The sequence below is a fragment of the Marinomonas sp. NPDC078689 genome (assembly GCF_044542435.1).
Classification (GTDB): domain Bacteria; phylum Pseudomonadota; class Gammaproteobacteria; order Pseudomonadales; family Marinomonadaceae; genus Marinomonas; species Marinomonas arenicola.
Window position 1 is genome coordinate 65,623 of record NZ_JBITUJ010000001.1, and the last position, 25,591, is coordinate 91,213.

Genomic DNA, 25,591 nt, shown 5'->3' on the forward strand with positions numbered 1-25,591 from the left:
TTATGATGGATAAAGATTATCTTCCTTTTCACCCTGCGCCAAGCAAGCCCACTTTTGTTGTGCCAGCCGGTGCAGTAGACGCCCATTGTCACGTTTTTGGCCCAGCGGATAAATTTCCTTACCACCCGAAACGCAAATACACACCTTGCGATGCCTCGAAAGAGCAGCTCTTTGCGCTGCGCGATCATCTTGGTTTTTCACGTAATGTGATTGTCCAGGCATCGTGCCACAGTACGGATAACTCAGCCCTAATTGATGCTTTAACGAGTGCTGGTGAGCTGGCGCGTGGCGTGGCGTTTGTCGATGATTCTATTACCGAAAACGAGCTAAAAGAAATGCATGCTGCGGGTGTGCGTGGGGTGCGTTTTAACTTTGTAAAACGCCTAGTCGATAGCACGCCAAAAGAAGTGTTTTTCTCCATTGCTGAAAAAATCAGACCATTTGGCTGGCATATTGTGGTGTATTTTGAAGCCGCAGATTTAGCCGAGTTGATTCCTTTTTTAAAAGCATTGAACACCACCATTGTGGTCGATCACATGGGGACGCCGAACGTAGCAAATGGGGTGGATCATCCTGATTTTAAACGTTTTATTAACTTTATGGCCGAGAATGATAATGTCTGGTGTAAAGTGAGTTGTCCTGAGCGTTTAACGCTTCATGCGCCAGATTATTCAGATGTGGTTCCCTTCGCCCGTACCCTGGTAGACGCTTTTCCGCAGCGTGTTTTGTGGGGCACAGATTGGCCTCATCCTAATATGAAGGTGCATGTGCCAGACGATGGTCACTTGGTCGATGTTATTCCACATATCGCACCGACAGCAGACCTGCAGAAAGCCTTGCTGGTTGACAATCCTATGCGACTTTACTGGTCCTAGCGGCCGGTAAAATGTCACGACACAGTAAGACCTACAAAGGTTTATGTCATGTCCCAAAACGATCCAAGTCAGCCGATACCAGGCACCTATCTGTTTAATGGTCAGATGGCAAAAAAAGGGTATGGCTTAAACAAAATGTGTTTTTCATTTAACGAGCAATCTGCACGGGATGAGTTTATTCGTGATCCTGATGCTTATTGCGCCAAATTTGGTCTGAATGAAAAGCAAATTAAAGCCATTCATGAGCGTAATATTATTGGCTTGTTGCAAGAAGGCGGCAGCATTTATTACGTGGCAAAGTTTGCCGGTCTATTAAAGTTAAACATGCAGGATATTGGTGCGATTCAAAGTGGGCAAAGCCTTGAAGCGTTTAAAGAAATGCTAGAAAAACGTGGATCGGGAGAAATCTAATGGCAACGATTATAGGGGCAGTAACCACCTCTCATATTCCAGCGATTGCGAATGCAATGGCCAATAAGCAAGAGCAAACGCCTTACTGGAAGCCCTTTTTTGATGGCTACCCACCGGTTCGAAAATGGCTCAACGAAAAAAAACCAGATGTCATTGTGTTGTTCTATAACGATCATGGATTGGAGTTTTTTATTGATAAAAAACCCACCTTCGCGATGGGGGTTGCCGATGAATACCATAACTCTGATGAGGGCTGGGGGATTGCCACAATACCTCCTGTTACCGGTGAATCTGATCTGTCTTGGCATATAGCCAACAGCCTAGTAGACGATGGCTTTGACATGACGATTTGCCAAGAAATGAAGGTGGATCATGGTTTGACGGTGCCGTTGAGTTTGATGTGGCCAGGCAACGATTACGGCCATGTTAAAGTGATTCCCGTGTGCATTAATTGTGAGCAATACCCAATGCCGCAACCGAAGCGCTGCTATGCATTAGGCCAAGCCATCGGCAAGGCGATTGAGTCTTATGATGGGGATTTAAAAGTCGCTATTTTCGGTACTGGTGGTATGTCTCACCAACTAGATGGTGAAGCGGCAGGTACGTTAAATCGTCAATTTGATCTTGAGTGCATGGATACCCTAGTCACCAACCCAGAAGCATTGGCCCAGTACACCAACATGGATTTGGTTAAGAAGGGTGGCGCACAAACGGTTGAGCTGAATATGTGGATTGCGATGCGTGGTGTATTGCGTGGCAAGGTGACAGAGCTTCATCGTAACTACCACGCTCCGATTTCAAATACCGGCGCGGGGTTATTGTTACTTGAGCATGAGATGCCAGTACGAGAATAAGCACGGCTTTCATTGTTAAGAAAAAGACGAATAAGCAGGGGAAAGACGCCGACAGCCTCTCTCTCCTGCTTTGGCGATTAGTTAGAGCTTTTCAGTAGCTTATTAACGGTTTCTGAAACATGTTCAGCGCCAGTCAAAATTTCATCAATAATATCTGATGCTTGGCTAATTAGCTCGGCACTCTCGCTAGAATAACTTCGAATGCTCCCCATGCTATTTTTCGCTTTACGGGTAAGCTCGCTGTTTTGTGCGACCATGGCTTCTATTTCAACGGTAGACGTACTGGTTCGCGAAGCAAGTGTCCTGACTTCATCGGCAACCACGGCAAATCCTCGTCCATGCTCACCGGCTCGCGCGGCTTCAATCGCAGCATTCAGTGCCAATAAGTTAGTTTGATCAGCGATTGAGGCAATGGTCGTGACTATCTTGGCTATGTTCTCTGATTGCTTGTTTAGTTGCTCAATTAAGTCCGTAGACTGGTTGATTTCGGTGATGATTTTATCCGACGTGTTAACCGTATTCTGTAAAATATGAACGCCATTTTCAGATACTTTAGCGGTTTGGGTGGAGGTGCTATAAGCGACTTCAGCTGCGCTCTGTATTGCCATTTGGGTCAACACCCGATCGGTAATGTCAGAGGCTAATTTTACCACCTTAATTACCTTGTTTTGATCATCAAAGATGGGGTTGTAGCTGGCTTCTAACCACACTTTATTACCCTGTTTATCAATGCGTAAAAATTGACCTGTCTTAAATTCGCCCGCCGTAAGTTGTTGCCAAAAATTTGGATTGGATGCGTAAAATTCGTCAAGGCAGAACATGCTGTGATGCTTGCCTATGACTTCTTGCTTAGCGCTGTATCCCATGGTTTTTAAAAAGTTTTTATTCGCGTACTGAATGATACCGTCAGGAGAAAACTCAATGAGGGCTGAAGATCGATCAATGGCTTTATAAACGGCTTTTTGCTTGTCTGCTTGGCTTTTTTCTTTGGTAATGTCATTGGCTGTTTTGATGATTTTAACGACTTTTCCATCCAATTCGATGGGCACATAAGTCGCCTCTAACCAAAGATCTGAGCCGTCTTTGCGTCTCCGCTGAAAGGTACCTTTTTGGCTTTTTCCCGCGGCCAAATTTTGCCAGAAAAGTGCGTATTCAGGCGCTTTGATTAGGCTTTCAAGACAAAATATTGAGTGGTGTCTGTGCTGGATTTCTTCTAGCGTATAACCCGTCGCACTCAGAAAAAGAGGGTTGGCTTCTAGAATCTTACCGTCAGGGGTGAAGCTAATAATAGCGCAGTGTTTCTGTAGTGAGCTGATAAAGGCGTGATTCAACTCCGCAAGGGCCTGCTCTTTAAGGGCGGCGGTGTTGTCTCTTTTTTTAAAAAACATAATAGTCCTTTTCATCTCTATTAACGGTAAGGTTTTATAACTTTTTCTTGTAGGCTAATTCCTACATCGATTTGGCTAGTATAAAAAACATTCAGCGTGATTGATGCTGTTTTTTTGTTTAAAAAGGTGACAAAAAAAAGAAATTCTCATTCAAAAATGACAAAGTCACCGGTTTTTGTCACTTTTTTGTTACTTATAATTACAAAGCAAGATTTAGAGTGCTGAGCCAAAAAGAAGCCTTTATGCTGGTAGACCTATGTGGCGCAGAATGAGAGTGAGGCATAACCATCCCATGCAGAGCTATCCGACTTTTCAAGCAAGGTACCAAGCCATTCGCCGCCGAGATTCACAGGCGGTCGGGCATTTTTTTTATGGTGTGCTATCGACGGGTATTTATTGCCGCCCTGATTGTGCATCTCGTCAGCCGTTAATTGAGAATGTGCGTTTTTTTGATAGCACGGCGAGTGCCATTGAAGCGGGGTTTCGAGCTTGTAAGCGATGTCGGCCAGACTCCAATGAAGAGGGGTCTTTGATCCATCAGAAGGTCAGCGCCATGTGTCGTATGATTGAGACAGCAGAATCGTCGCCGACTTTAGATCAATTGTCTCGTTCCGTTGGCTGGAGTCCTGCGTATTTGCAGCGCGTATTCAAAGCCGAAATGGGGATGAGTCCCAAAGCCTATTCACGTCAGATTAGAATACAGCGAGTGCAAAAGGCATTGTCAGCGCCGCAATCCATTACGCAAGCAGCCCATCAAGCAGGTTTTGCCTCTACCAGCCATTATTATTCCGAGGTGAAAAAAATGGGCATCTTGACGGCAACTAAAGCCGCACAACCAAGAGCAGACATAAAAACAGGAAAAACAATGACCTCAGAGCAAGAAATACACTATCAGTTGGTTTCCACTTCGTTAGGGTTTTGTTTGATGGCCGCCACCGAAAAAGGGCTGTGTGCCGTGAGTTTAGGAGACGATGAAGAAGCATTGCTGGCAGAATTTACCACTCAGTTTTCTGCGGCGAATTTATTGGATGTCAGTACCCTATCCACACAACAAGACCAGGATACTGGGGGGTGGAAAGGCTGGTTCTCGGCGGTGATTAAGCAGGTGAATTCGGCTTCGTGGGAAGCCAGTAGTTTGCCACTAGATACCCAAGGGACGCTTTTTCAGCAACAGGTTTGGCAAGCATTGCGAACGATTCCACGAGGAGAAACTCGTACCTATAGTGAGGTGGCCGAATTAATAGGCAAGCCAAACTCTGTGCGAGCGGTTGCCACCGCGTGTGCCGCGAATAAGATTGCTTTGTTGATTCCTTGTCACCGAGTACTTCGCAAAGGGGGCTTGTTGGCGGGTTATCGCTGGGGGCTGGCACGTAAAAAAGCCTTGTTAGAACGCGAATCCCGTTATTAAGGAATATTATGACAACCGCGACACTGATTAGACCGCTTCCGAGCCATTTTCATCGTCAAGACTTTTTGGCTTTTCATCGCCGTGATAAAGACTCAGTCGCAGAGCGGTGTATGGAAAATGTCATTGAAAAAGGGATTTTTTGGCATTCTATTCCTGCGCTAATTAGGTTTGATTTCTGTGAAACCGAGAGCGTGGCTGTCACCCTAGACTGCGTGGGTGAGGATGCGAGTATTGACGCCGATGAAGTGTCTATATTGGCGGATCATATGCTGGGACTGGATCAGAATATTGACGAATTTGAAGCCGTCTGTATGGCGAAAAATACGCCATTTTCCGCTTTGGTTAAACAGCAAAAAGGGCTGCGTATTCCGCAAAGCGCGTCACCATTTGAAGCCTTTAGTTGGGCGATTATTGGTCAGCAAATCAGTGTTAATGCGGCCATCTCAATACGTCGCCGTTTTATTCAGGCATTTGGTGTGGCTCATCCAAGTGGGCTCTTGTGTTATCCGACGGCAGAGTCGCTACAAAATATCCCTCCAGAGGTGTTACAAGCGACGGGCTTTTCGAAAACCAAAGCGGCCAGCTTGTTGCTTTTATCTGAACAAATTTGTCAGGGAAAGTTGGTGTGGCCACAGCGAACGGATCGACACTCGATAAACGCATTAACCGAGCAGTTGCTGGCGCTGAAAGGCATTGGTCCTTGGACGGTCAGTTATGGACTATTACGAGGGTTTAGTTGGCTTGATGGTTCTCTGCATGGGGATGTTGCTGTACGCCGAAATTTATCCGCTTTGCTCAAATCGCCAGCGCCGTTAGACGCTAAGGCGACCGAGCAATGGTTGGCCGACTATTCACCATGGCGAGCCTTGGTTGGCGCGCATTTGTGGTCGATGGATTTGGCGTCTGGTTATTGACTCATCAGGCGTTGGAACATGGCTTCAAATTGACCAATGTTCTGCTGCACATAATCAATAAAAGAGCGCATGGTTGGTGTTGGGTGCTGACCTTGAGGGCTGACCAAACACCAAGACCGGCGTAAGGGGAAATCTTTAATTGGCAGCTCTACTAGGGTGCCTAAGGCTAACTCAGAGAGCACCCCTAAACGTGGTAATACCGCTACGCCTAAGCCGGCAATAACCGAGTGTTTGATGGCATCGTTTGAGCCCATAATCATTTTATTTTGAAAACGCACTCGCTGTTTCTGACAGTGCAATTCCAACGCCAAACGGCTGCCCGACCCAAGCTCCCTCAACAGCAATGTGTGCTCTAAAAAGAGTGCCAAGGTGACGTCATTTTTGTGCTCTAGTAATGGATGGTTTTTAGGCACAACAGCAATCATTTCGTTGCCCAAAAAAGGAATACTCAGCATGGGCTTATCGTTTGGCACCATGCCCATAATCGTCAATTCAGCGCGGTTCTTTTCGAGTCGCTCAATGGCTTGAGTTCGGTTAACCACATCGAGAGAAATGGTCACATTTGGGTTTAGGCTGCTGTAGGCTTTCAGTAAGTACGGCACTATGTATTGTGCTGTGCTGACGGCGACCAATTTCAATTCCCCTGAGACTAAACCGGTTTCAGCGGCCAAGTCATTTTGAAAGCGTTGTACTTCATTAAAGACCGCAAATGTACACTCGGCTAAGCGTTTGGCGATGGCGGTGCTGTACAGTTGGCGACCAACATATTCGAATAAAGGCTGCTCGATCGTTTGTTCTAATTGGCGAATTTGGTTGCTGACCGCAGGTTGGCTCAAGCCAAGCATGTCACCAGCACGACTGTAGCTGCTGAGCTCATAAACGCTATTGAAAACCTGAAGCTGCCTAAATGTTAATCGATTGGCTATATTTTGAACGGACGATGACATTTTTCTTCCTATTTTTCTTTTTATCCATCACGTATACCTTATAGATAACCTTTGAAATATCAATTTTTACTTTTGTATTTCTTTGAGTAGGCTAAATGTTCACCAAGTTAAGGAGTGACCCATGTTAAAGAAAGTGTTGATCGCTAACCGTGGTGAGATCGCGGTTCGTATTATACGTGCATGTTCAGAGTCTGATATTCGCTCAGTGGCTATTTTCACCGAGCCGGATCGTTATGCATTGCATGTTAAGCGCGCGGATGAATCCTATTCATTAGGCGATGACCCTCTCGCTGGTTATTTGGATCCTCTACGCATCGTCAATTTAGCGGTAGAAACTGGCTGTGATGCGATCCATCCAGGTTATGGTTTCTTATCTGAGAATGCACATTTCGCCGAGTTGTGTGAGCAAAAAGGCATAGTGTTTATCGGGCCTAAATCCAGTGTGATCAACAAAATGGGGGATAAAACCCAAGCACGCGATAGCATGCGTGCAGCGGGCGTTCCGGTTACTCCTGGCTCGGAAGGAAATTTAAAAGACCTTGATGAGGCGTTATCACTTGCGGGTAAATTTGGTTACCCAGTGATGATTAAAGCCACATCAGGTGGTGGTGGTCGCGGTATTCGCCGTTGTGACTCACCAGAAGAACTGATTAGCCAATACCCTCGAGTTATTTCTGAAGCCACCAAAGCGTTTGGTTCTGCTGAAGTTTTTCTTGAGAAATGCATTGTTGACCCTTGCCATATCGAAGTGCAAATTTTGGCCGACTCTCAAGGCAATGTGATTCACCTTTATGAGCGTGACTGTTCTATTCAGCGACGTAATCAGAAACTGATTGAGATTGCGCCTAGCCCACAATTGACCCCAGAGCAGCGACAATACATTGGTAATCTTGCGGTTACCGCTGCCCAAGCGGTGGGGTATGAAAACGCTGGTACCGTTGAATTTTTGCTATCGGGCAATGAAATCTACTTTATGGAAATGAACACTCGTGTTCAGGTAGAGCACACCATTACTGAGCAAATCACCGGTGTGGACATTGTGCGTGAGCAATTGCGTATTGCCTCTGGTTTAACGCTAAGTTTTCGCCAAGAAGACATCAGCTACACAGGGTATGCGATGCAGTTTCGGATCAATGCCGAAGACCCTAAAAATGACTTTTTGCCAAGCTTTGGACGAATTACCCATTATTACGCGCCAGGTGGTCCTGGGGTTCGAGTGGATACCGCGATTTATACCGGTTATGAAATTCCACCGTACTTTGATTCCATGTGTTTGAAGCTGGTGGTTTGGGCTCTCACTTGGGAAGAAATGATTGCTCGTGGTCGTCGTGCCATCGATGACATGCGTTTGCATGGCATTAAGACCACAGCCAACTATTACCAAGAAATTTTAAAACACCCAGATTTCATTAAAGGTGAGTTCAACACGAGCTTTGTGCCCGCGCATCCAGAACTATTAAATTATTCCGTAAAACGCCATCCAAGTGATATTGCGCTTGTATTAGCCGCGGCCCTTGCCGCACACCTTGGTCGATAATCCGCAGGAGGAAGGAACATGAGTCAAATTAACAAAACAAAAGTAGAAATCACGGACGTTACTCTGCGTGATGCGCATCAATCACTTATTGCTACACGGATGCGTACCGAAGACATGCTGCCCATTTGTGAGAAGCTCGATAAGGTTGGCTTTTGGTCTTTAGAAGTTTGGGGTGGTGCTACTTTTGATGCCTGCGTTCGATTTTTAAAAGAAGATCCATGGGAGCGTTTACGCCAACTAAAAGAAGCGTTGCCGAACACTCGTTTGCAAATGTTGCTGCGCGGTCAAAATTTATTGGGCTATCGCCATTATGCGGATGACGTAGTAGAAGCTTTTGTCCAAAAAGCGGCTGATAATGGGGTCGATGTTTTCCGTGTATTTGATGCATTGAATGATTTGCGTAATATCGAAACCGCAATGAAAGCGGTTAAAAAAGCCGGCAAGCACGCACAAGGTACCATCTGCTATACCACGAGCCCTGTGCATAATGCTGAATTGTTTGTTGAGCAAGCGAAAGCCATGCAAGCCATGGGCGCGGACTCGATTGCGATTAAAGACATGGCGGGGTTATTGACGCCTTATGCGACGTACGATTTGGTCAAAGCGATTAAAGCGGCGGTCGATTTACCGCTAGCGGTACACGGTCATTCCACTTCTGGTTTGGCGCCCTTGTGCCAATTAAAAGCGATTGAAGCGGGTGCGGATCGCATCGACACCGCGATTTCTTCTTTTGCTGGTGGCACCAGTCACCCAGCGACAGAATCTCAAGTTGCGGCATTGAAAGGCACAGAATACGACACCGGTTTGGATCTAACGTTGTTGTCAGAGATTGCAGATTACTTTCGTGAAGTGCGTAAAAAGTACCATCAATTTGAAAGTGAATTTACGCGTGAAGACGTGTCGGTACAGATCAACCAAGTGCCAGGCGGCATGATGTCTAACTTGGCGAATCAGCTGAAAGAGCAAAACGCACTGGATAAAATCCGTGATGTGTTTGCCGAAATCCCTCGAGTCCGCGAAGACCTTGGTTTCCCGCCATTGGTGACACCAACATCACAAATCGTAGGCACTCAAGCTGTATACAACGTATTGGCTGGTCAGCGTTATAAAACCATCACAAATGAAGTGAAACGCTATTTGTTGGGGGGATACGGTCAACCGCCAGCCGCCGTCAATGCTGAAGTACAGAAGAAAGCAGTGGGCAACGAAAGCGTGAATGAAAACCGCCCAGCGGATTCATTAGCTCCAGAGTTGTACAAGTTGCGCCAAGACATTGGTGAACTGGCGAAAACAGAAGAAGACGTACTGACGTACGCTATGTTCCCAGAGCTAGGTCGTGAATTTTTACAGCAGCGTGCCGATGGCACATTAGCGCCAGAAGCCTTATTGCCGCCTGAACAAGCGGGCAGTGCTGCTGCGTCGGGTGGTTTGGCCACCGAGTTTAAGATTGATGTGCATGGCGAAGTTTATGACGTTGAAATTACCGGTGTGGGTGACTTTGGTGCGGGCAAGCGCAAGCTGTATTTGTCTCTTGATGGCATGCCTGAAGAAGTTGTCTTTGAATCTTTGAATGAGTACGTTTCTGAAGGCGGCAGCGGCCGCTCGAAAGCAACGGAGCCTGGTCATGTTAGCGCCGCTATGCCAGGAAACATCATTGATGTGTTGGTCGCCGAAGGCGATACCGTAACAGCAGGCCAAGCGGTATTGATAACAGAGGCGATGAAAATGGAAACCGAAGTGCACGCCAATGTCGCGGGTACGGTGAAATCCGTTTGCGTGGCTAAGGGTGATCGAGTAACGCCAGGCGAGATGCTGATTGAAATTGTCTAGGAAGCGCTGGATTATGCTTCCTCAAACCGAATAGGTTGACCTCGATCTTGTTTGAGACGCCTATTTTGGTTGACTTAAAAGGCCGTCATTCTAGTGTAGAATGACGGCCTTTTTGTTACTTTTACTGGGTTTTTCGTGTTGTAACCGGGTCTAACTCAGGCAAATTCTTCAGTGCTAACATCGGCTTGTTGGGCCGCGTTATAACGAGCGCCAAATGCCTTGCCTTGATTGATCATCTCATCCAGGGCTGTCATTTGTTTTTGATTCAGTGTGAGTGTTCCTGCGCTCAAATTGTCTCGCATGTGACTTATTGAGCGGGTACCAGGGATCGGCACTATGTGTTTCTCTTTCGTGCGCGTCCACGCCAGAGCAAGTTGAGCGGGAGTGCAGCCAATGTCTTTTGCCATGAGCAGAAAATCTTGCAGTAAATCCATGTTTTTTGGGTAGTTCTCTGCACTAAAGCGCGGCATGGTTCTGCGAATATCGTTTTCTTCTAACTTGGCGACATCGGTAAGCTCGCCACACAAATAACCACGAGCGACAGGGCTAAACGCCACAAAAGTGATATCGAGTGCTTTGGTGGTTGCTAAGACGGCGATTTCTGGATTGCGAGTCCACAGGGAGTATTCGGTTTGTAAGGCAGTGAGAGGCGATTCCTTTTGGGCGCGTTCAACGATGTCAGCAGACACTTCTGATAATCCAATGCCGCCAATTTTGCCTTCTTTAACAAGATCGCCAAGCGCGCCAACGCTTTCTTCAATTGGCACATCTGGGTCCATACGATGCAAATAGTACAGATCGATATGATCCGTTTGTAAGCGTTTTAAGCTATTTTCACATTGGCGGCGTAAGTTTTCAGGACGACCGTTAATGACGCGTTTGCCATTCTCCATTTCCATGCCGCATTTACTGGCCAGAAAAAACTCATCGCGGCGGTCGTGTAAGGCTTTGCCAACCAATAACTCATTTTTTCCTGCGCCATAGAGAGTGGCAGTATCAAAATGGCGATAACCCATTTCAAACGCAGCGTGCAGCGCAGCAATGCCTTCGTCTTCTGACAGCGGCGTGCCATAAGCATGGGAAAGATTCATACAGCCTAAGCCGATGCTTGGGTTGCTTAGATGGGGATGTTTAGGCATGGGTACCTCGTTGTTTTACTAGCCGTTGGCCCTCGCGTTTTGCTGCGTAGTGATCAGCAAGGTGCGTGGTTATCTTGTGGGGGTATTTTGCGCTTAGAATGGCGTTTGAGCAAAATTATCATACTGTTCATGATTTCATGGAGCAACAAAATAAGCATAGGGAGCCGGCGCTCCCTATGCTTATCGCAATGATCCGCTTAGTCTTCTAAGCACTGCTCTAGGCGACTCAAGGTCTCCATGGCTTCAATGGCTTGGGTCACGCAAGAGTTTGGTTCTCGGCCTTCTTGAATCGCAGCGATAAACTCGCGGTCTTGCAGTTCGATACCGTTGTTAGACACAGCGACATCAGATAGGTCAATTTTATGGTCGTTACCATCATAAAGGTCATCGTAACGAGCAAGATAGGTGCCCTGGTCGCAGATATAACGGAAGAAGGTGCCAAATGGACCATCGTTATTAAAAGACAGGGACAAGGTGCAAATGGCGCCTGCCGGCACTTTCATGCCAATGCTCATGTCCATGGCAATGCCAAGTTCTGGATGAATAGGGCCTTGTAATGCTTGTACTTTGCTGGCGGTTTCGCCTGTTTGGTATTGGAATAAATCGACCGTGTGGCAAGCGTGATGCCAAAGCAGATGATCTGTCCAAGAGCGGGTTTGGCCTAATGCGTTTTTGTTAGAGCGACGGAAGAAGTAAGTCTGTACGTCCATTTGCTGAACCGTCAGTTCGCCGGCTTTGACCTTGTTGTGAATCCATTGATGAGAGGGATTGAAACGGCGAGTATGACCTGCCATTGCAACCAGTCCGGTTTCTTTTTTTACCGCCACAACGCGACGAGCATCTTCAATGCTGTCTGCCATTGGGATTTCAGACATCACGTGCTTGCCGGCTTCTAAACATTGAATCGTTTGCGCTGCATGCAGTTGTGTTGGCGTGGCTAAAATCACAGCATCCACATCATCACGCGCTAGGCTCTCAGCCAAATCCGTCGTGAAGTGTGGGATCTGACGTTCTGCGGCGAACGCTTTAATTGCATCGATTTTGGTGCCGACAACGGAAACAACCTCTGCGCCTTCAATAGCGGCAATCGCATCCATGTGTTTCATACCAAAAGCACCGGATGCTCCAGCGATACAAATTCTCATTAGTCTACTCCTGAGCGAGCGAGTGTAGGGGAATTAAAGCCAAAGCAGGAGACGAGTCATGATGGTATGCGCTTTATAAACCTGACACTTCACCTTACTTGTTGGCTTTTGCATTGTTCACCAATCTAGCATTGGTGTGAAAAAGGGGATAATCCATAAACCGCATTAGACATTCAAATTTTGCAATGCTTACTTTTTTATTCTTATCTAAAATCATCAGATACATTTCTCAGCATGCTGAGAAAATGAGACTGGGTTACCGTTGGAAGCCAGCTTTTACGGACACAAAGGCCGATTGGGCGGCGTGTATGCTCTAGTGGAAAAGTAACCTTTTTCAGCAACCCGATATTGATTTCTCGTTCAATCTGGCTGGCTGTTATCAAGGTTAGTCGATCACTTTCAAGCAATAATTCACGAATTAATATTTGCGAGCTGGACTCCACAATGCGTGTTGGTAGGGGCTCTCCAGCATCGTTAAAAATCGCTTCGAAAGCCTGACGTGTTGGGGTGGACTTAGCGGGAACGACCCACGCATATTGGGCTAAATCTTGCGCAGAAACGTTTTTTTGTTTCATTAACGGGTGGTCGCTGCGAGCCACAATCGACAGTGAAGGTGCCCATAACTCTTCTTGAATAACGTCGTCTGCTGGCGCTGGGTAGCGTAATGCGCCGAGCATCATATCGATATCGCCCTGACGTAGGTGATGCAATAAATCGGGGTAAGGCCCATCGGTGACATTGATGTTTACATCGGGGTGGCCATCATTAAAGCGCAGAATAGATTTTGGCAATATCGTGGTTCTGGCGAGTGGCATACAGCCCACTGAAATAGTACTCACATCGCGACGTTGTAAGGCGTTTATTTCATAAATACCTTGGCGCAGCTCGCTAAACGCGAGTTTGGTGGCAGTAGAAAGGGTTCTTGCGGCCTTGGTTGTGAGTATGCCAATGCTGTTTTTTTCGAACAAGGTGACGCCTAGTAAACGCTCTAAATCCCGTGCCGCTCTATGTACCGAAGATTGGGAAACCGCCAAGTTGCGACTGGCAATGCTGAAGTTTTGTACTTCGCAGACAGCGACTAAGGCTTTAAGTTGGGTGGTGCTGATTAGGCCTATGAGATTTTTAGGCGTCGTGTCTTTTAGCGTGTTTTCTTTAACAACTTCGAGGGTCGCGACCTGAAGATGTTCGATCGCGCGCGACACTCGATTGCGCCATACTTCCCCAGAAATAGTTGGATACATGCCATCAGAGTGGCGCTCAAAAAGTGGCGCGCCTAATTGTTGCTCTAATTTTGCAATGGCTTGAGTGATGGCGGGCTGCGACAAGAAAATACTATTAGAAGCACGTGTAATGCTCTTTTTTTCAGTAACCGCTAGAAAGACTCTAAGGTGACGTAAATTGGGGATTGGCATTTCCACGGTGCGATCCTTGTATGTTGTTTATAGAAAATACTATATCAAAAACGAATAACTAAAAATAAAAAAATAATACATGAAAAAGGGTAGATGATAGGAAAACTATCATTTTTAGTCTGTTCTAGCTCTATGTTATAACTTATATTTTTAAACAGCACTCTATTTTTCAAATAATAGAATCGCATTAAATAGCCCATATTCATAGTCTACTCCACCCATCATAAATCGATAAATAGCCTTTGCTGGCCTCACATAGCCCCACAGAATCCGCTACAGCATGGGGTTGAATAGCACCGTAAAGAGTACCTTTGGACTTGGGTTTAACCCTGTCCCTCTGTCGATCATTTACTCTATAATTGATGGTGTATAGGGAAAGTGCATGACGCATCAGACCCTGAATATCTCCGCTGTGCGCTTTTTAGTTTATGTATTTTTAATGCACTGCTTAGGGTGACTCTAAGCTTATTGAGGAAATTTGTATGTCTACCATTATGGTATTGAACGGTCCAAACTTAAATTTGTTGGGGACTCGCGAACCAGAAATGTACGGCCATGAAACCATTTTTGATGTGGAGGTGCTGTGTCGTGATACCGCAGCAGCATTGGGGCATGAAATTGATTTTCGCCAATCTAATCATGAAGGCACACTCATTGATTATATTCATGAAGCGGGTCGTCGAATTAAAGAAGGAGAAGTGCTAGGCGTGGTGTTTAATCCCGCTGCTTATACGCACACCTCTGTGGCATTACACGATGCCATCAAAGGGGCTGATGTGCCTGTCATCGAAGTGCATATTTCCAATGTTCATACTCGCGAAGCGTTTCGCCACCATTCTTATATTTCGTCTGTTGCCTTGGGGGTTGTGGTTGGTATGGGAGTGCAAGGGTACGCATTGGGGATCCAAGGGCTCGTGCATAAGCTCACAGCCTAAGATCATCTTTGTTTTATTAATGAAAAAGAGACCGTATCGACATCAATACGGTCTCTTTCGTTTAAGACAAAGCACTTAAAAAAAACGCTAAAATCTTCTATAAAACATGAAAAAACGCTATTAGTTCTGTTTTTTCAATGCTTTTTTTCCTTGCTCATCTAGGATCATCTCGCCATCTTCTTTGTAATAAGGCCCTTCAGGCCATAGGTCTAAAAGATCAAGTACTTGCTCGCTGGGGCGGCATAATTTAACGCCTTTTGGTGAGCAGACAATAGGGCGGTTAACGAGAATAGGGTGAATAAGCATCGCCTCAAGAATCTCATCGTCGGTGATTTTCTCATCAAGTAAACCCAGCGCTTGCGCAGGAGATTTGCTCGTGCGCAGGGCGGTTTTGGGTGTTAAATCTGCTGCTGCAAACAGTGCCAATAACTGCGCTCTGCTCCACCCTTCCGTTAAATAGTCGATAACAACGGGTGTAATGCCAGCATCTTGAATGATCTTTAGCGTATTTCGCGAGGTGCCGCATTCTGGGTTGTGGTGAATCACTATCATAAAGCTGAGTCCTCTTTGCTGCTCTTAAGCAAACCAATGACGAGTTCGATTGGCGAACCAAACGAGAGAAAGCATAACGGGAACTTCCACCAAGACCCCAACGACGGTGGCTAAGGCGGCGCCTGAATGCAGACCGAATAGGGAAATCGCGACGGCGACGGCCAATTCGAAAAAATTAGACGTGCCTATCATGCTGGCCGGTGCAGCTTCTGAATGGGGCAGTTTAAGCTTTCTGGCTAGCCAATAAGACACCGCGAAAATCCCATAGGTTTGAATCAATAATGGAATGGCAATGAGTAGAATGGCTTGAGGTTTGGCCAAGATGGTTTCCGATTGAAAACTGAATAGCAGCACCACGGTTGCCAGTAAGCCGACGATAGACCAAGGTTTCATTGTGCGTAAAAAACCATCGAGCCGTGAGTGGTCATTCTGTTTGTCTAACGCTTTGCGTGTCAGGGCTCCCGCAATCAGGGGCACCAGAACATACAAAACAACCGACAGTAATAATGTGTCCCAAGGCACATGAATGTCCGTGGCACCGAGTAAAAAACCGGCAATAGGGGCAAACGCAAAAATCATAATCACGTCATTGATGGAGACTTGCACTAGGGTGTAATTAGCATCCCCTTTAGTCATTTGGCTCCAGACAAATACCATGGCAGTACAGGGTGCGACGCCAAGCAGTATCATGCCTGCGATGTACTCTTTGGCGGTTTGAGGGTCTACCCATTGAGCAAATAGGATTTTGAAAAACAGCCAGCCTAATAGCGCCATAGAGAAGGGTTTGACCAACCAGTTGATCACTAAGGTGAGCAGCAAGCCTTTGGGTCTTTTACCTACGTCCTTGATGGAGGAAAAATCGATTTGCACCATCATTGGGTAAATCATAAGCCAAATCAGCACCGCGATAACGAAGTTAACGTGGGCGTATTCTAGGCGTGCGATGACCGAAAAAACATCAGGCACCAGGCTACCAGCCATAATGCCCACGATAATGGCCAACCCTACCCAGATCGTAAGATAACGCTCAAACAGTCCCATTTTTAAGTCCTATATTGATTTTTGGTTAACACGCTGGCTTAGTTGCTCAGCACTTTCGACTCGCTCGGAATAACGGTCGACTAGGTAATCTTTCTGATCGCGAAGCAAGAGAGTGAACTTCATCAGTTCTTCTAGCACATCGACGATGCGGTTGTAGTAAGAGGAAGGTTTCATGCGACCGTCTTCGTCAAACTCTAGAAACGCCTTAGCAACGGATGACTGATTCGGAATCGTCACCATGCGCATCCAGCGCCCCAAAATACGCATTTGGTTGACAGCATTGAATGACTGAGAACCGCCACTTACTTGCATTATGGCAAGCGTTTTACCTTGTGTCGGGCGTACGCTACCAATGCTCAGAGGCACCCAATCTAGCTGGCTTTTCAGAATGCTTGTCATCGAACCGTGACGCTCAGGTGAGCACCAAACTTGACCTTCGGACCACATCATAAGCTCTCTAAGTTTTTGTACTTTTGGGTGTTGTTCGTCTTCTGAATCCGGTTGCGGCAAGCCGCTTGGGTTGAAGATTTTCACCTCAGCGCCAAAACTGGTTAATAAACGCGCAGATTCTTCAATCACTAATCGGCTATAAGAGCGCTCACGCAGTGATCCGTAGAGTAATAAAATACGTGGTTTGTGACGGCTAGGCGTGGTGGTAAATTGCTCATGGCTGGGGATGATGAGTTGCTCATGGTCGATGTTTGGTAAGTGGCTTTCGAGTACTGACATTAGGTTCTCCCAAATTCTTTAATGGCGTTTTAGCAGCAATTAATCGCGGATGATTGACCGGCTAATAGTTTGACCAATGCTGCTTGATAGTAGTCTTTATTATGCTTGGCGGTCTCTGTGATGACGTTTTTTGCCCATTCAGGCAGCTCAGGATGCAAGCGGTAGTAGACCCATTTGCCACGGCGTTCGTCTTGCAATATGCCGCATTTACGTAACTCAGCGAGGTGGCGTGAGGTCTTGGGTTGATCAAGTTCCAACGCCGCCATTAAGTCACAGACGCAAGCTTCATCGGCTTGCTTGATCAGCATAATGGACTTCAAACGAGTGTCGTCAGCGAGACACTTATAAAACTTACAAGGGTTCATAAACATATCCGAAAAATAACATATGTGAAATTTCGTATATATTGATTCGAAAGTCAACAAGCTAATCGAGATTGTTTTTTTAGCTACTTTGTTAGGGAAGATGAAGAAGAGGTTAAATGGCCTGACTCCGGTAGAGTACCGAAATCAGGCATTGTTAGCCGGTTAATAAAGTGTCCAACTTTATGGGGTCACTTTATTTTCAGCCCCTTTTTATCGAACTGACGGTCTTGATGCGAGCGCTATTTAGAGCGCAACAGACGTGGCTTTAGGTGTTTTTTCCACAAGCTAGTTTGCGAGACAAAGATTAAGACAATACTCATAAACAAGATGCTCGAAAGCGGGCTGGTGAATATATGAGCAAAGAAGTTGCCCAAGCTACCACTCTCTGTGAGGATCGCACGTCGCCAGTTTTCATCGGTCAGTGAGCTTAGAATCACACCTAGAATGACTGGGCCAACCGGAAAACCATAGAGGCGCATAAAATAGCCAAAAGCGCCGAAGGCGAGCATCCACCATATATCGATCACGGCATTATTAATGGCATACGCGCCAACAATAGACAGCAAGAAAATGAGTGGGATCAGGATGCCTTTTGGGCACTCGACGATTTTTGAGAATAAACGGATGCCGGTTAAGCCAAAGATCAGGACGAAAATGTTCGCCAGTGTGAGATTGCCCACGGTAAACCAAAACATCTGTGGCTGTTCGACCAGTAGTAGTGGCCCTGGATTCAAACCATGAATAAACAAGGCGCCAATGAAAACCGCGGTAACCGCATCGCCAGGAATTCCTAGTGTCAGCATTGGAATATAAGCACCTCCGACGGCGGCGTTGTTGGCGGATTCAGGGGCGATTAAGCCTTCTTTTGCGCCTTCACCAAACGGAACTTTAGGGTCTTTCGTGGTGCGTTTGGCGTGGTCGTAGGCCATCAGCGCCGCAATGTCGCCACCGGTACCTGGTAGAGCACCGACAATCACACCGATAAAAGAGCTTTGCAGACTAAGCGGTAGATATTTTTTGATGTCTGATAGCTTTGGAATAATACGAGATATCTTCTGTTTTACGACGGCCTTGTCCATATGGTGGAGCTGATGCAAGGCTTCAGATACGCCAAACATTCCTATCATCACGGCGACAGGATTAATACCATCCCAAAGGTCGACAACACCAAAAGTAAAGCGTTCTTCTGCTGACATGGGGTCAAGCCCAACGGTGCCAATCAGTAAGCCCAGCGCCCCCGCGAAAATGCCTTTTGCCAAGCTGTTTCCAGACAATGAACCTACTAACATAATGCCCAATACACCGAGCATCATATAGTCTCTTGGTTGGAAGGTGATGGCGAATTCGCTGACGGTCGGCGCGGCCAGAGCCAGCACGATAATACCAACGAAACCGCCGATCACAGACATCACGGTAGACAGCCCAATGGCTTCGCCTGCTAGGCCTTTTTTCGCCAATGGGTAGCCGTCCATCGCGGTGGCAATGGCGGAAGGTGCGCCAGGGATGTTTAACAAAATAGCGGTGCGAGAGCCTCCATAAACGCCGCCCATGTAGACGCCAACCATTAAGCAAAGGGCGTTATTTACATCCCAAGAGAAGGTGAATGAAATCAGGATAGACACGGCCATGGTGACAGACAAGCCGGGAATAGCGCCCACATAAATACCTAAGAATGTGCCCAAGGCCGTTAAGCCAAGCAGTTCAGGAGACACCCAAGAGGTAGCGAAAAAGTGAAATGCGTCCATTCGTTTAGTGACTCCACCAAGTGGTAATTGCGGCTATGATGTCGCGCTCAGGCACAACCCCTTCTGGTAACACAACCTGAAAAACGAGGCGAAAAATAATGTACACCACAATCAGGGCGAGAATCGAAATACTTAGAGTAAACAATGGACTACGACGGTATAGAAGTTGAATACAGACGCATAAAAAAACCAAGCTGCTAAGGATAAAACCAAGACTTTCGATGGCCACTGCGTACAGCAAAATAATCGCCATAATGATGGACACCACAGGCGGAAGGCAGTGACGGAAAAACTGGATGCCTTCTGCGGCAGGTAATTTTAAGGTATTCACAAACACCACGCAGGACGCCATAACCATGGTGGCAGACGCCGCTAATGGAAAAGCACCAGAGGAGCTTAACGAGCTAAAACCAGCGATTTGGTAGGCTTGCCAGAAAAGAAAAACACTAAAGACGATCAGTAGAAAACAAAAAATGCGTTCGCCGGGCTTACGGACTTTTTGAGTAGAGAGCAGACTGGACATGATGACCCCAGGTGAGCGTAAACGAGGCGTGTGGGAGGTTAACCCCACACGCTAGAGAAACAAAATTATTGCGGTTTAGGGATGCCAAATTTCTCTGGAGAATATTTGCTGAAACCCGCTTCATCGACTAACCACGACGACGTTGAGCGATAAGAATTCAAGAATTGGTCTGCTTTTTCACCTGAGATATTCAAAATGGTAAAACCGCGTTTTTTCATAAGCGCCGTAAAATCAGGGCTGTCTGCTGCGGTATGGAACGCGGCTTGAAGTTTTTCGACGGCGTCTTCAGGAGTGCCTTTTTTCACGAAAACACCAAAGAATGGTCCCCATGGAAGGTAACGAGCCAGACCTGGCAGAGTGTCAGTCGCGGGTGATACACCTGGTAGCAAGGCATTGCTCTCTTTGTCGATCAGGCCGATGACTTTCATACGACCGGCTTTGATGGATTCAATAGAAGCGCCAAGAACAACTGGCATCACGTCGATCGCGCCACCTTGTAAGGCTGTTAATGCTGGGCCGTCGCCGTTGTAGGGAATGCTGATGTAATTTAAGGAAACTTGTGATTTCAGCATCGCCAAGACGATGGACGCTAGGCCACCTTTGCCAGTCGAGCCAAGTTTTACTTTGCCTGGGTTAGCGGACGTGTAATCAATGAATTCTTGCATGTTGTTAAAAGGTGCGTCGTTATTGGCGACTAAGACAGGCGTGCCGCGTGCAAGCACATTAATGGCAATCATATCGCTGTAATCTATCTTTGCCAGCCCTAATACCTTGTACATTTGTGGGTTTTCAGCGCCCATTAATAAGGTATAACCATCGGCTTTTTTTGCATTGACGTATTTAGTGGCAATAGCACCAACGCCACCCGTTCTATTGGTCAAGATCAAATCTGTGCCTAACGCGTCTTCCACATGAGGCGCAATAGAGCGCATTACGGTATCCGTTGAACCACCTGCACCCCATTGGATAATGCCTTGAACATCTTTTGTTGGGTAGTCAGCAAAGACTGCAGTAGAGGAGAGCGACAGGGCTGCAAGTAGTGCTATTGTTTTTTTCATTGGGGCTCCGATGTTGCCTATAATCAGTGAGTTGGTAATGATGTTTTTTAACAGTATTTGCTCTTATCGGTGTGCGCGTCTTGGCAAGAATCACTCGGTCGGCAATGTCTGTGGCGTTAACCTATCAATATTTTCCTCGAAAAGATGCAGTCGATTTTCGAGTTTGTTCATTTTATTGTCTTTTCGTGTGAGATGGCACCCAGAATGGAATAATTCTCCTAGGGAATCACGAAATAACACCGGCAGCATAAGATAAAAAGCAGAAAGGCACCCCTGAAGGTGCCTTTTTAGTGGCGAGTCGTTTGGACTGGATTAAGTGGCGCTTTAGCCCTGAAATGCGTTACGAGTTAGGTTCACAGGCACATCATCTTGAACGACAACATTGTCTTCTATGCGAATGCCACCATAAGGCTTGAAGCGTTCGATTAGCGCAAGATCACAGCCGTGTTGTGGAATGTCTGCCTGCATTTTTTCTAATAACATAGGGATAAAATATAAGCCGGGTTCTATGGTGATCACCATATTTTCTTCCAGCGTTCGAGTAAGTCGCAAGAAGGGGGCTTTCTCGTCTTTTCGGGTGGTGCCTAATTCATCGATTTGAAAACCACCCACATCATGAACTTGTAAGCCGAGCAAGTGACCTAAGCCATGAGGGAAAAACACTTGTGGAATGCCTTTTGCCATTTGTTCTTCTGGGCTTAAACGACAAATTTTATGCTCGTTAAGAAGACCCGCGATCCCTTCTAGGGTGTCTTGGTGAAGCTCTCGGTAATCCACACCAGACATGGCACTGCGGGCTAGTCCTTGCTCCATGCTGTCTAGGCTGTCGACTAGGGCACTAAATTCATCATTATGACGTACAAAAGTACGAGTGATATCGCTGGCATAACCGTGCTCACTAGCGCCGGCATCGATAAGTAACGTCAATGGACGTGCCGAACGATTAAAATCTTTGTGTTCGTAATGCAATACCGCCGCGTGCTCGTTAATGCCGACAATGCCAGGATAAGGTTCTTGTGCCGCCGTTTGTTGGCTGGCTTTTAAGAACGCCAAGTGAACTTCTAACTCACTCATACCCGCTAGAAAGGCGTCTTTGGCGGCTAGGTGGCCTTTTACAGCTCTCTCGGTGGATAGGCGCATGGCATTGATTTCAAACGGTGTTTTAACCGCTTTGGCAAAATCCACGTAAGCGTTTAGGCCATCGACAGTGCGAGCAAAAGGCTGGGGCTTTGGCCCTAGCCAAGCGCATTTTTCTGGCAAAGAGGAGAACCAGGCATCGTCTTTTCGTGCGGGTGAAATCTGCCATTCATTTTGCCATTCACCTTCTGGAACTGGGTTAGGCGCGTGCCAGAAGTCGTCTCGAATTGGCCACACAAGACGCGGTTTTGTTCCTGCTTGGATAACAAGGTAGGTTTCTGCGCTTAGGGTAAAGGGAAGCCATTGTTGGGCCCCAGAGTAGGCGTGGAAAGGCGCGGTATGATCGTCTTGAAAATAATAAGATTTATCGCCAGAAGCCAGCACAATGGCGTCAATTTGAAAGTGCTGCATGGCTTTTTCATAGCGAGTTTGTAGTGTCGCGAGGTGTTCTTGGTAAAGTGATATTGTCATAGCTCGGAACTCGTATTGGTAAAAGAAAACGTCAGCCAATCTTGTGTGGATTGATTAGTCGACAAATTAGCAACATAAGGGGGGGGGAGTCCAATCTTTAGGATACAGCAAATCGACGCGTGTGTTTGTGCCTGGCGATTTTTTCTTTGTGTTTTAGCGGAGCGAATGTTCATGATTATTTGATCGGTAAACCTATTTTAGTTATGTAGTCTTTTGACAAGGGCGTATCACAGGGGCCGGTTTCAAAAATCTCGACCCCAGGGCGCTTTCGATCTACTCGTTTATGGTGCAGGCGCATCGCGCTGTGGGCAACATGCCAAGCCAAAGACAGGTTCTGGTAGCTACCCGAATAGCGTAAGGTCAAATACTTGCCTTCTAATACAATGCGCTCTGGTCGGGAGGAGCAGGGTTCGAGATTTTGGACCGGAATCCCCAGCTTTCCTGCAAAGTAATGCTGTGCGGGGTCGGCTTTTGTGTATATGGCAAAGCTGGGATCTGAAGGCATATTATCAGGCCCTAGGGACAACATGAGATCGTGAAAGCCTTGTTCCATTTTTTGCGACATCGGTTGGTCGCTGACAACAAAAGGGCGTGTCACAGCATCGAAATGTTCCATTCTTGTTTCGCTTAATAACTCGAAATGAGGGTCGTCGTATTCATGCAAGGACGCGGTGTTGAGTTTTGCTAAATGCGCGTTTAGTCGAATCAAGGCGAGTTCGAGATCTCGTGCTGCACGGGTCAAATACAGGGCACTTTTCCAGCGTTGAAAAAAGGGAACCTTGCTGGTGATTTGCATGGACACTAGCGTGTGGGAACCTTGTTGGCCTAGGTCGATGTTGAAATGCAGCTCGCCTGGGTAAAAAGCGTCGGCTTCGACTATGGTGTGACAATAATGGGCGCTGGAGCGAGCAGGGATGATGGAAATGTAGCCTTCTTTAATCAGTTCGCCTTGCCATTCTAAGCAGGAGGGTAAAACCGCGTTATTACCAACGCTTGAGTAGCCAAAGTGTATTTTGGCGTTTGTGTCGTAAATAAGCCAAGGAACCCAGTGTGGCCAGTTACTTAGGTCGTTTAAATCTTGTGCGATAACAGAAGCTGGCAAATCAATAATGGTGTTTCGGCGAACGACAAATCGGCCCTTGTAGAAAAAAATATAAAACAGCAGAACAACAATGGATACCGTAATCACTAGGAAGCTTATGACCATTCTAGGACTCCAACTACGTTAAATGACTTTTCATATGGGTAACTATAGTGCTGAATAGATAAAGCTGCCGTGAAACAGTCGGTTTTATTTAGCGAGCCGGCGGAGTGTGTTATAGAAGAACAAGGTGATTCTTACGTGATTGTATTCGCAACCGTTTAACGAGGTAGATGCATGAAATCTGTGTTGGTATGGGACTGGTCTATTAGGGTGAGCCACTGGCTAATGGTGCTGTTATTTACCGGCTTAATTATTACTGGGCGCTATGACCGCGACTATTTCGATTACCATTTTTATTTGGGTTATGGCTTGTCCGCGTTAGTGTTGTTTCGTTTGATTTATGGTTTTTACGGTTCTCGTTACGCTAAATTTAGCCAGTTTCTTAAAGGGCCTCAGGCGATGCTTGCCTACGCAAGCGACATGCTAAAAGGGAAGCCCAAAGCCCATTTAGGGCACAATCCTGTTGGTGCTTTGATGGTAATTGCTCTGTTATTAGGATTAACACTGCAATGGGGGTCTGGACTTTTTACCAGTGACGACCTTTTCTGGACTGGGCCATTAAACGCGTATTTATCGGATGATTGGTTAAGTCGCATGGGATGGCTCCATCATGTTTTACCGAATGTCTTATTAACCCTGGTTGGGTTGCATATTTGCGCTGTGTTGTACCATGAATTATGTTTGAAAGAACGCCTTGTTATGGCGATGATTCATGGTAAGAAGAAAGCGAAACAAGCACCAGCCGAGGCCATAAAAGCGCCGCGTTGGGGACTCATATTTTCTATGTTAATTGGTCTTTCGTGGTTGGCATGGTTATGGCTCTTGCCTGTTTGACTTAATTGTCTATACAAGCTGTTAGATTATTAGTAGTCGCGATATAATGAAAAAATTGACCCCATAAACCGATAGGATGCCCCTTGTCAGATCAAACCGTTACTATGCTTGAGCATTTATTTGATGGCTTGCCAGATGTACCACAGCCTATTTATGCGAAGCTGAAACAAGCTATTTCGCAAAAAATTTCAGCGGGCGAGTGGTTGGCAAATCAGCGTGTTCCATCCGAAGCAGAAATAGTGAAGTCACTAGGTGTTAGCCGAATGACGGTAAATCGTGCGTTACGCGAATTAACCGTAGAAGGTTTTCTGGTTCGTCATCAAGGGCTTGGTACCTTTGTGGCCGAGAAAAAAGCGCATTCAGCTCTGTTTGAAGTGCATAATATTGCAGAAGAAATCGCAGCTCGCGGCCACAAGCATTTATCAAAGCTGCTAACCCTTGAGTCTGCTAGAGCCAGCGTAGAAGAGGCTATGATGTTAGGCGTTCGCACTAATCATGGCATTTTTCGTTCTGTTGTTCTGCATTATGAAAACGATATCCCTATTCAAATTGAAGAACGTATTGTTAATGCCAGTTTGGCGCCTGAGTACGATAAACAGGATTTCACGCTTCATACCTCTTATGAATATTTGATGGGGGTGGCTCCGATGACGGAAGGAGAGCATTTGGTTGAGGCTGTATTGCCGAATGCCATCGAGTGCGAGCGTTTGCAAATTGGTGCTCATGAGCCGTGTCTACAAATTAAACGCCGTACTTGGGCGGGAGATGACATTATTACCGCCGCTCGTTTGCTTCACCCAGGCTCGCGTTTTCAGTTGTTTGGCCATTTTGGTCGCTGATATTAAGTCGTCATAAGAAGGGCTGAGTCACCGTCCTTCTTGTTTTTTCTGCTCCGCGCTTTTATTACTTTTGTGTCGGAATGCCTTTCTCAGAATAATTCAAATCGCTTGAATCCCCTCTTTTCTGATCGTTTTCCTGAATAAACGCGTAATTTCCCCGATTGTTCCATACAAATCCTGCCGAATTATTATTTGGGTCATGTAAAGTCTGGCCCTTAGTTCAAGAAGATTTTGATAAGTCCGCTTATTTCTCTCCTTTCTTGGCCTCACTTTCGTTGCTTAAAAGACGATTGAAACA

Annotated in this window: 24 protein-coding genes; 10 read left to right on the forward strand and 14 right to left on the reverse strand. The window is 46.4% G+C overall.

The genetic code is table 11. From position 1 onward, the window contains the following. Positions 1-2 precede the first annotated feature (2 nt). Genes ACIGBN_RS00295 through ACIGBN_RS00305 form a run of 3 tightly spaced genes read left to right on the forward strand, consistent with a single transcriptional unit; the run spans position 3 to position 2,140 of the window. Positions 3-875: an amidohydrolase family protein gene (locus tag ACIGBN_RS00295; protein ID WP_207923323.1), complete on the forward strand. Its 873-nt coding sequence runs from the start codon at positions 3-5 to the stop codon at positions 873-875. A 48-nt stretch (positions 876-923) separates the two neighbouring features. Next, positions 924-1,286 (forward strand): protocatechuate 4,5-dioxygenase subunit alpha, encoded by a 363-nt coding sequence (locus ACIGBN_RS00300; protein ID WP_133002020.1) that lies wholly within the window; start codon positions 924-926, stop codon positions 1,284-1,286. Further along, positions 1,286-2,140: a class III extradiol dioxygenase family protein gene (locus ACIGBN_RS00305; protein ID WP_133002019.1), complete on the forward strand. Its 855-nt coding sequence runs from the start codon at positions 1,286-1,288 to the stop codon at positions 2,138-2,140. The genes ACIGBN_RS00300 and ACIGBN_RS00305 overlap by 1 nt, the downstream gene beginning before the upstream one ends. Before the next feature lie 77 nt (positions 2,141-2,217). On the opposite strand, the gene ACIGBN_RS00310 is transcribed toward ACIGBN_RS00305, so the two are convergent. After that, positions 2,218-3,528, reverse strand: a complete 1,311-nt coding sequence (locus ACIGBN_RS00310) for a methyl-accepting chemotaxis protein (protein ID WP_396662986.1) — start codon at positions 3,526-3,528, stop codon at positions 2,218-2,220. 292 nt (positions 3,529-3,820) lie between these two features. Here ACIGBN_RS00310 and ada point away from each other — a divergent pair, with 292 nt between their 5' ends. Next, positions 3,821-4,936, forward strand: a complete 1,116-nt coding sequence (gene ada, locus ACIGBN_RS00315) for a bifunctional DNA-binding transcriptional regulator/O6-methylguanine-DNA methyltransferase Ada (RefSeq protein WP_396662988.1) — start codon at positions 3,821-3,823, stop codon at positions 4,934-4,936. An 8-nt stretch (positions 4,937-4,944) separates the two neighbouring features. After that, entirely contained in the window at positions 4,945-5,850 is a 906-nt protein-coding gene (locus ACIGBN_RS00320) for a DNA-3-methyladenine glycosylase family protein (RefSeq protein ID WP_396662990.1), read from the forward strand. Here ACIGBN_RS00320 and ACIGBN_RS00325 read toward each other — a convergent pair. Continuing rightward, on the reverse strand, positions 5,844-6,797 hold the full coding sequence (locus ACIGBN_RS00325) for a LysR family transcriptional regulator (RefSeq protein ID WP_133002015.1): 954 nt from the start codon (positions 6,795-6,797) through the stop codon (positions 5,844-5,846). The two genes, ACIGBN_RS00320 and ACIGBN_RS00325, sit on opposite strands and share 7 nt — an antisense overlap. Positions 6,798-6,918: 121 nt before the next feature. Between ACIGBN_RS00325 and ACIGBN_RS00330 the strand changes: the two genes are divergently transcribed. Both ACIGBN_RS00330 and oadA read left to right on the forward strand, forming a co-directional pair. Beyond that, a complete protein-coding gene (locus tag ACIGBN_RS00330; protein ID WP_133002014.1) occupies positions 6,919-8,334 on the forward strand; it encodes an acetyl-CoA carboxylase biotin carboxylase subunit in 1,416 nt (471 codons plus the stop codon). A gap of 18 nt (positions 8,335-8,352) precedes the next feature. After that, the gene (oadA, locus tag ACIGBN_RS00335) at positions 8,353-10,164 is read left to right on the forward strand and encodes a sodium-extruding oxaloacetate decarboxylase subunit alpha (protein ID WP_396662992.1); all 1,812 of its coding nucleotides are present in this window, start codon (positions 8,353-8,355) and stop codon (positions 10,162-10,164) included. 155 nt (positions 10,165-10,319) lie between these two features. On the opposite strand, the gene ACIGBN_RS00340 is transcribed toward oadA, so the two are convergent. The 3 genes from ACIGBN_RS00340 to ACIGBN_RS00350 form a co-directional block, all read right to left on the reverse strand. Further along, a complete protein-coding gene (locus tag ACIGBN_RS00340) occupies positions 10,320-11,303 on the reverse strand; it encodes an aldo/keto reductase (RefSeq protein WP_396662994.1) in 984 nt (327 codons plus the stop codon). 197 nt (positions 11,304-11,500) lie between these two features. Then, positions 11,501-12,448 carry a Gfo/Idh/MocA family oxidoreductase gene (locus ACIGBN_RS00345; protein WP_133002012.1) on the reverse strand — a complete coding sequence of 316 codons (948 nt, stop codon included), beginning with the start codon at positions 12,446-12,448 and terminating at the stop codon, positions 11,501-11,503. A gap of 203 nt (positions 12,449-12,651) precedes the next feature. Then, positions 12,652-13,860 (reverse strand): LysR family transcriptional regulator, encoded by a 1,209-nt coding sequence (locus ACIGBN_RS00350; RefSeq protein ID WP_243711932.1) that lies wholly within the window; start codon positions 13,858-13,860, stop codon positions 12,652-12,654. Between the two features lie 482 nt (positions 13,861-14,342). Between ACIGBN_RS00350 and aroQ the strand changes: the two genes are divergently transcribed. After that, complete coding sequence (gene aroQ / locus ACIGBN_RS00355) at positions 14,343-14,795, forward strand: type II 3-dehydroquinate dehydratase (RefSeq protein ID WP_133002010.1); 453 nt, start codon at positions 14,343-14,345, stop codon at positions 14,793-14,795. Positions 14,796-14,915: 120 nt separating this feature from the next. Here aroQ and arsC read toward each other — a convergent pair whose 3' ends face one another. The 9 genes from arsC to ACIGBN_RS00400 form a co-directional block, all read right to left on the reverse strand. Then, the gene (gene arsC, locus ACIGBN_RS00360) at positions 14,916-15,347 is read right to left on the reverse strand and encodes an arsenate reductase (glutaredoxin) (RefSeq protein ID WP_133002009.1); all 432 of its coding nucleotides are present in this window, start codon (positions 15,345-15,347) and stop codon (positions 14,916-14,918) included. Positions 15,348-15,371: 24 nt separating this feature from the next. Further along, the gene (gene arsB / locus ACIGBN_RS00365; RefSeq protein WP_133002008.1) at positions 15,372-16,388 is read right to left on the reverse strand and encodes an ACR3 family arsenite efflux transporter; all 1,017 of its coding nucleotides are present in this window, start codon (positions 16,386-16,388) and stop codon (positions 15,372-15,374) included. A 9-nt stretch (positions 16,389-16,397) separates the two neighbouring features. After that, complete coding sequence (gene arsH / locus ACIGBN_RS00370) at positions 16,398-17,117, reverse strand: arsenical resistance protein ArsH (protein WP_396662998.1); 720 nt, start codon at positions 17,115-17,117, stop codon at positions 16,398-16,400. Positions 17,118-17,146: 29 nt separating this feature from the next. Continuing rightward, the gene (locus ACIGBN_RS00375) at positions 17,147-17,482 is read right to left on the reverse strand and encodes a metalloregulator ArsR/SmtB family transcription factor (protein ID WP_396663000.1); all 336 of its coding nucleotides are present in this window, start codon (positions 17,480-17,482) and stop codon (positions 17,147-17,149) included. Between the two features lie 239 nt (positions 17,483-17,721). Beyond that, on the reverse strand, positions 17,722-19,227 hold the full coding sequence (locus ACIGBN_RS00380; RefSeq protein WP_133002005.1) for a tripartite tricarboxylate transporter permease: 1,506 nt from the start codon (positions 19,225-19,227) through the stop codon (positions 17,722-17,724). Positions 19,228-19,231: 4 nt separating this feature from the next. Further along, complete coding sequence (locus tag ACIGBN_RS00385; RefSeq protein ID WP_396663002.1) at positions 19,232-19,750, reverse strand: tripartite tricarboxylate transporter TctB family protein; 519 nt, start codon at positions 19,748-19,750, stop codon at positions 19,232-19,234. A 65-nt stretch (positions 19,751-19,815) separates the two neighbouring features. Next, the gene (locus ACIGBN_RS00390; RefSeq protein WP_133002003.1) at positions 19,816-20,808 is read right to left on the reverse strand and encodes a tripartite tricarboxylate transporter substrate binding protein; all 993 of its coding nucleotides are present in this window, start codon (positions 20,806-20,808) and stop codon (positions 19,816-19,818) included. Between the two features lie 324 nt (positions 20,809-21,132). After that, positions 21,133-22,416, reverse strand: coding sequence for a Xaa-Pro dipeptidase (pepQ, locus tag ACIGBN_RS00395; protein ID WP_396663005.1), 1,284 nt, complete (start codon positions 22,414-22,416; stop codon positions 21,133-21,135). A 175-nt stretch (positions 22,417-22,591) separates the two neighbouring features. Beyond that, positions 22,592-23,623, reverse strand: a complete 1,032-nt coding sequence (locus tag ACIGBN_RS00400) for an AraC family transcriptional regulator (protein ID WP_133002001.1) — start codon at positions 23,621-23,623, stop codon at positions 22,592-22,594. Between the two features lie 171 nt (positions 23,624-23,794). Here ACIGBN_RS00400 and ACIGBN_RS00405 point away from each other — a divergent pair, with 171 nt between their 5' ends. Then, positions 23,795-24,454, forward strand: a complete 660-nt coding sequence (locus tag ACIGBN_RS00405) for a cytochrome b/b6 domain-containing protein (RefSeq protein ID WP_396663007.1) — start codon at positions 23,795-23,797, stop codon at positions 24,452-24,454. A gap of 83 nt (positions 24,455-24,537) precedes the next feature. Next, complete coding sequence (gene hutC / locus ACIGBN_RS00410; RefSeq protein WP_243711921.1) at positions 24,538-25,293, forward strand: histidine utilization repressor; 756 nt, start codon at positions 24,538-24,540, stop codon at positions 25,291-25,293. Positions 25,294-25,591 lie beyond the last annotated feature (298 nt).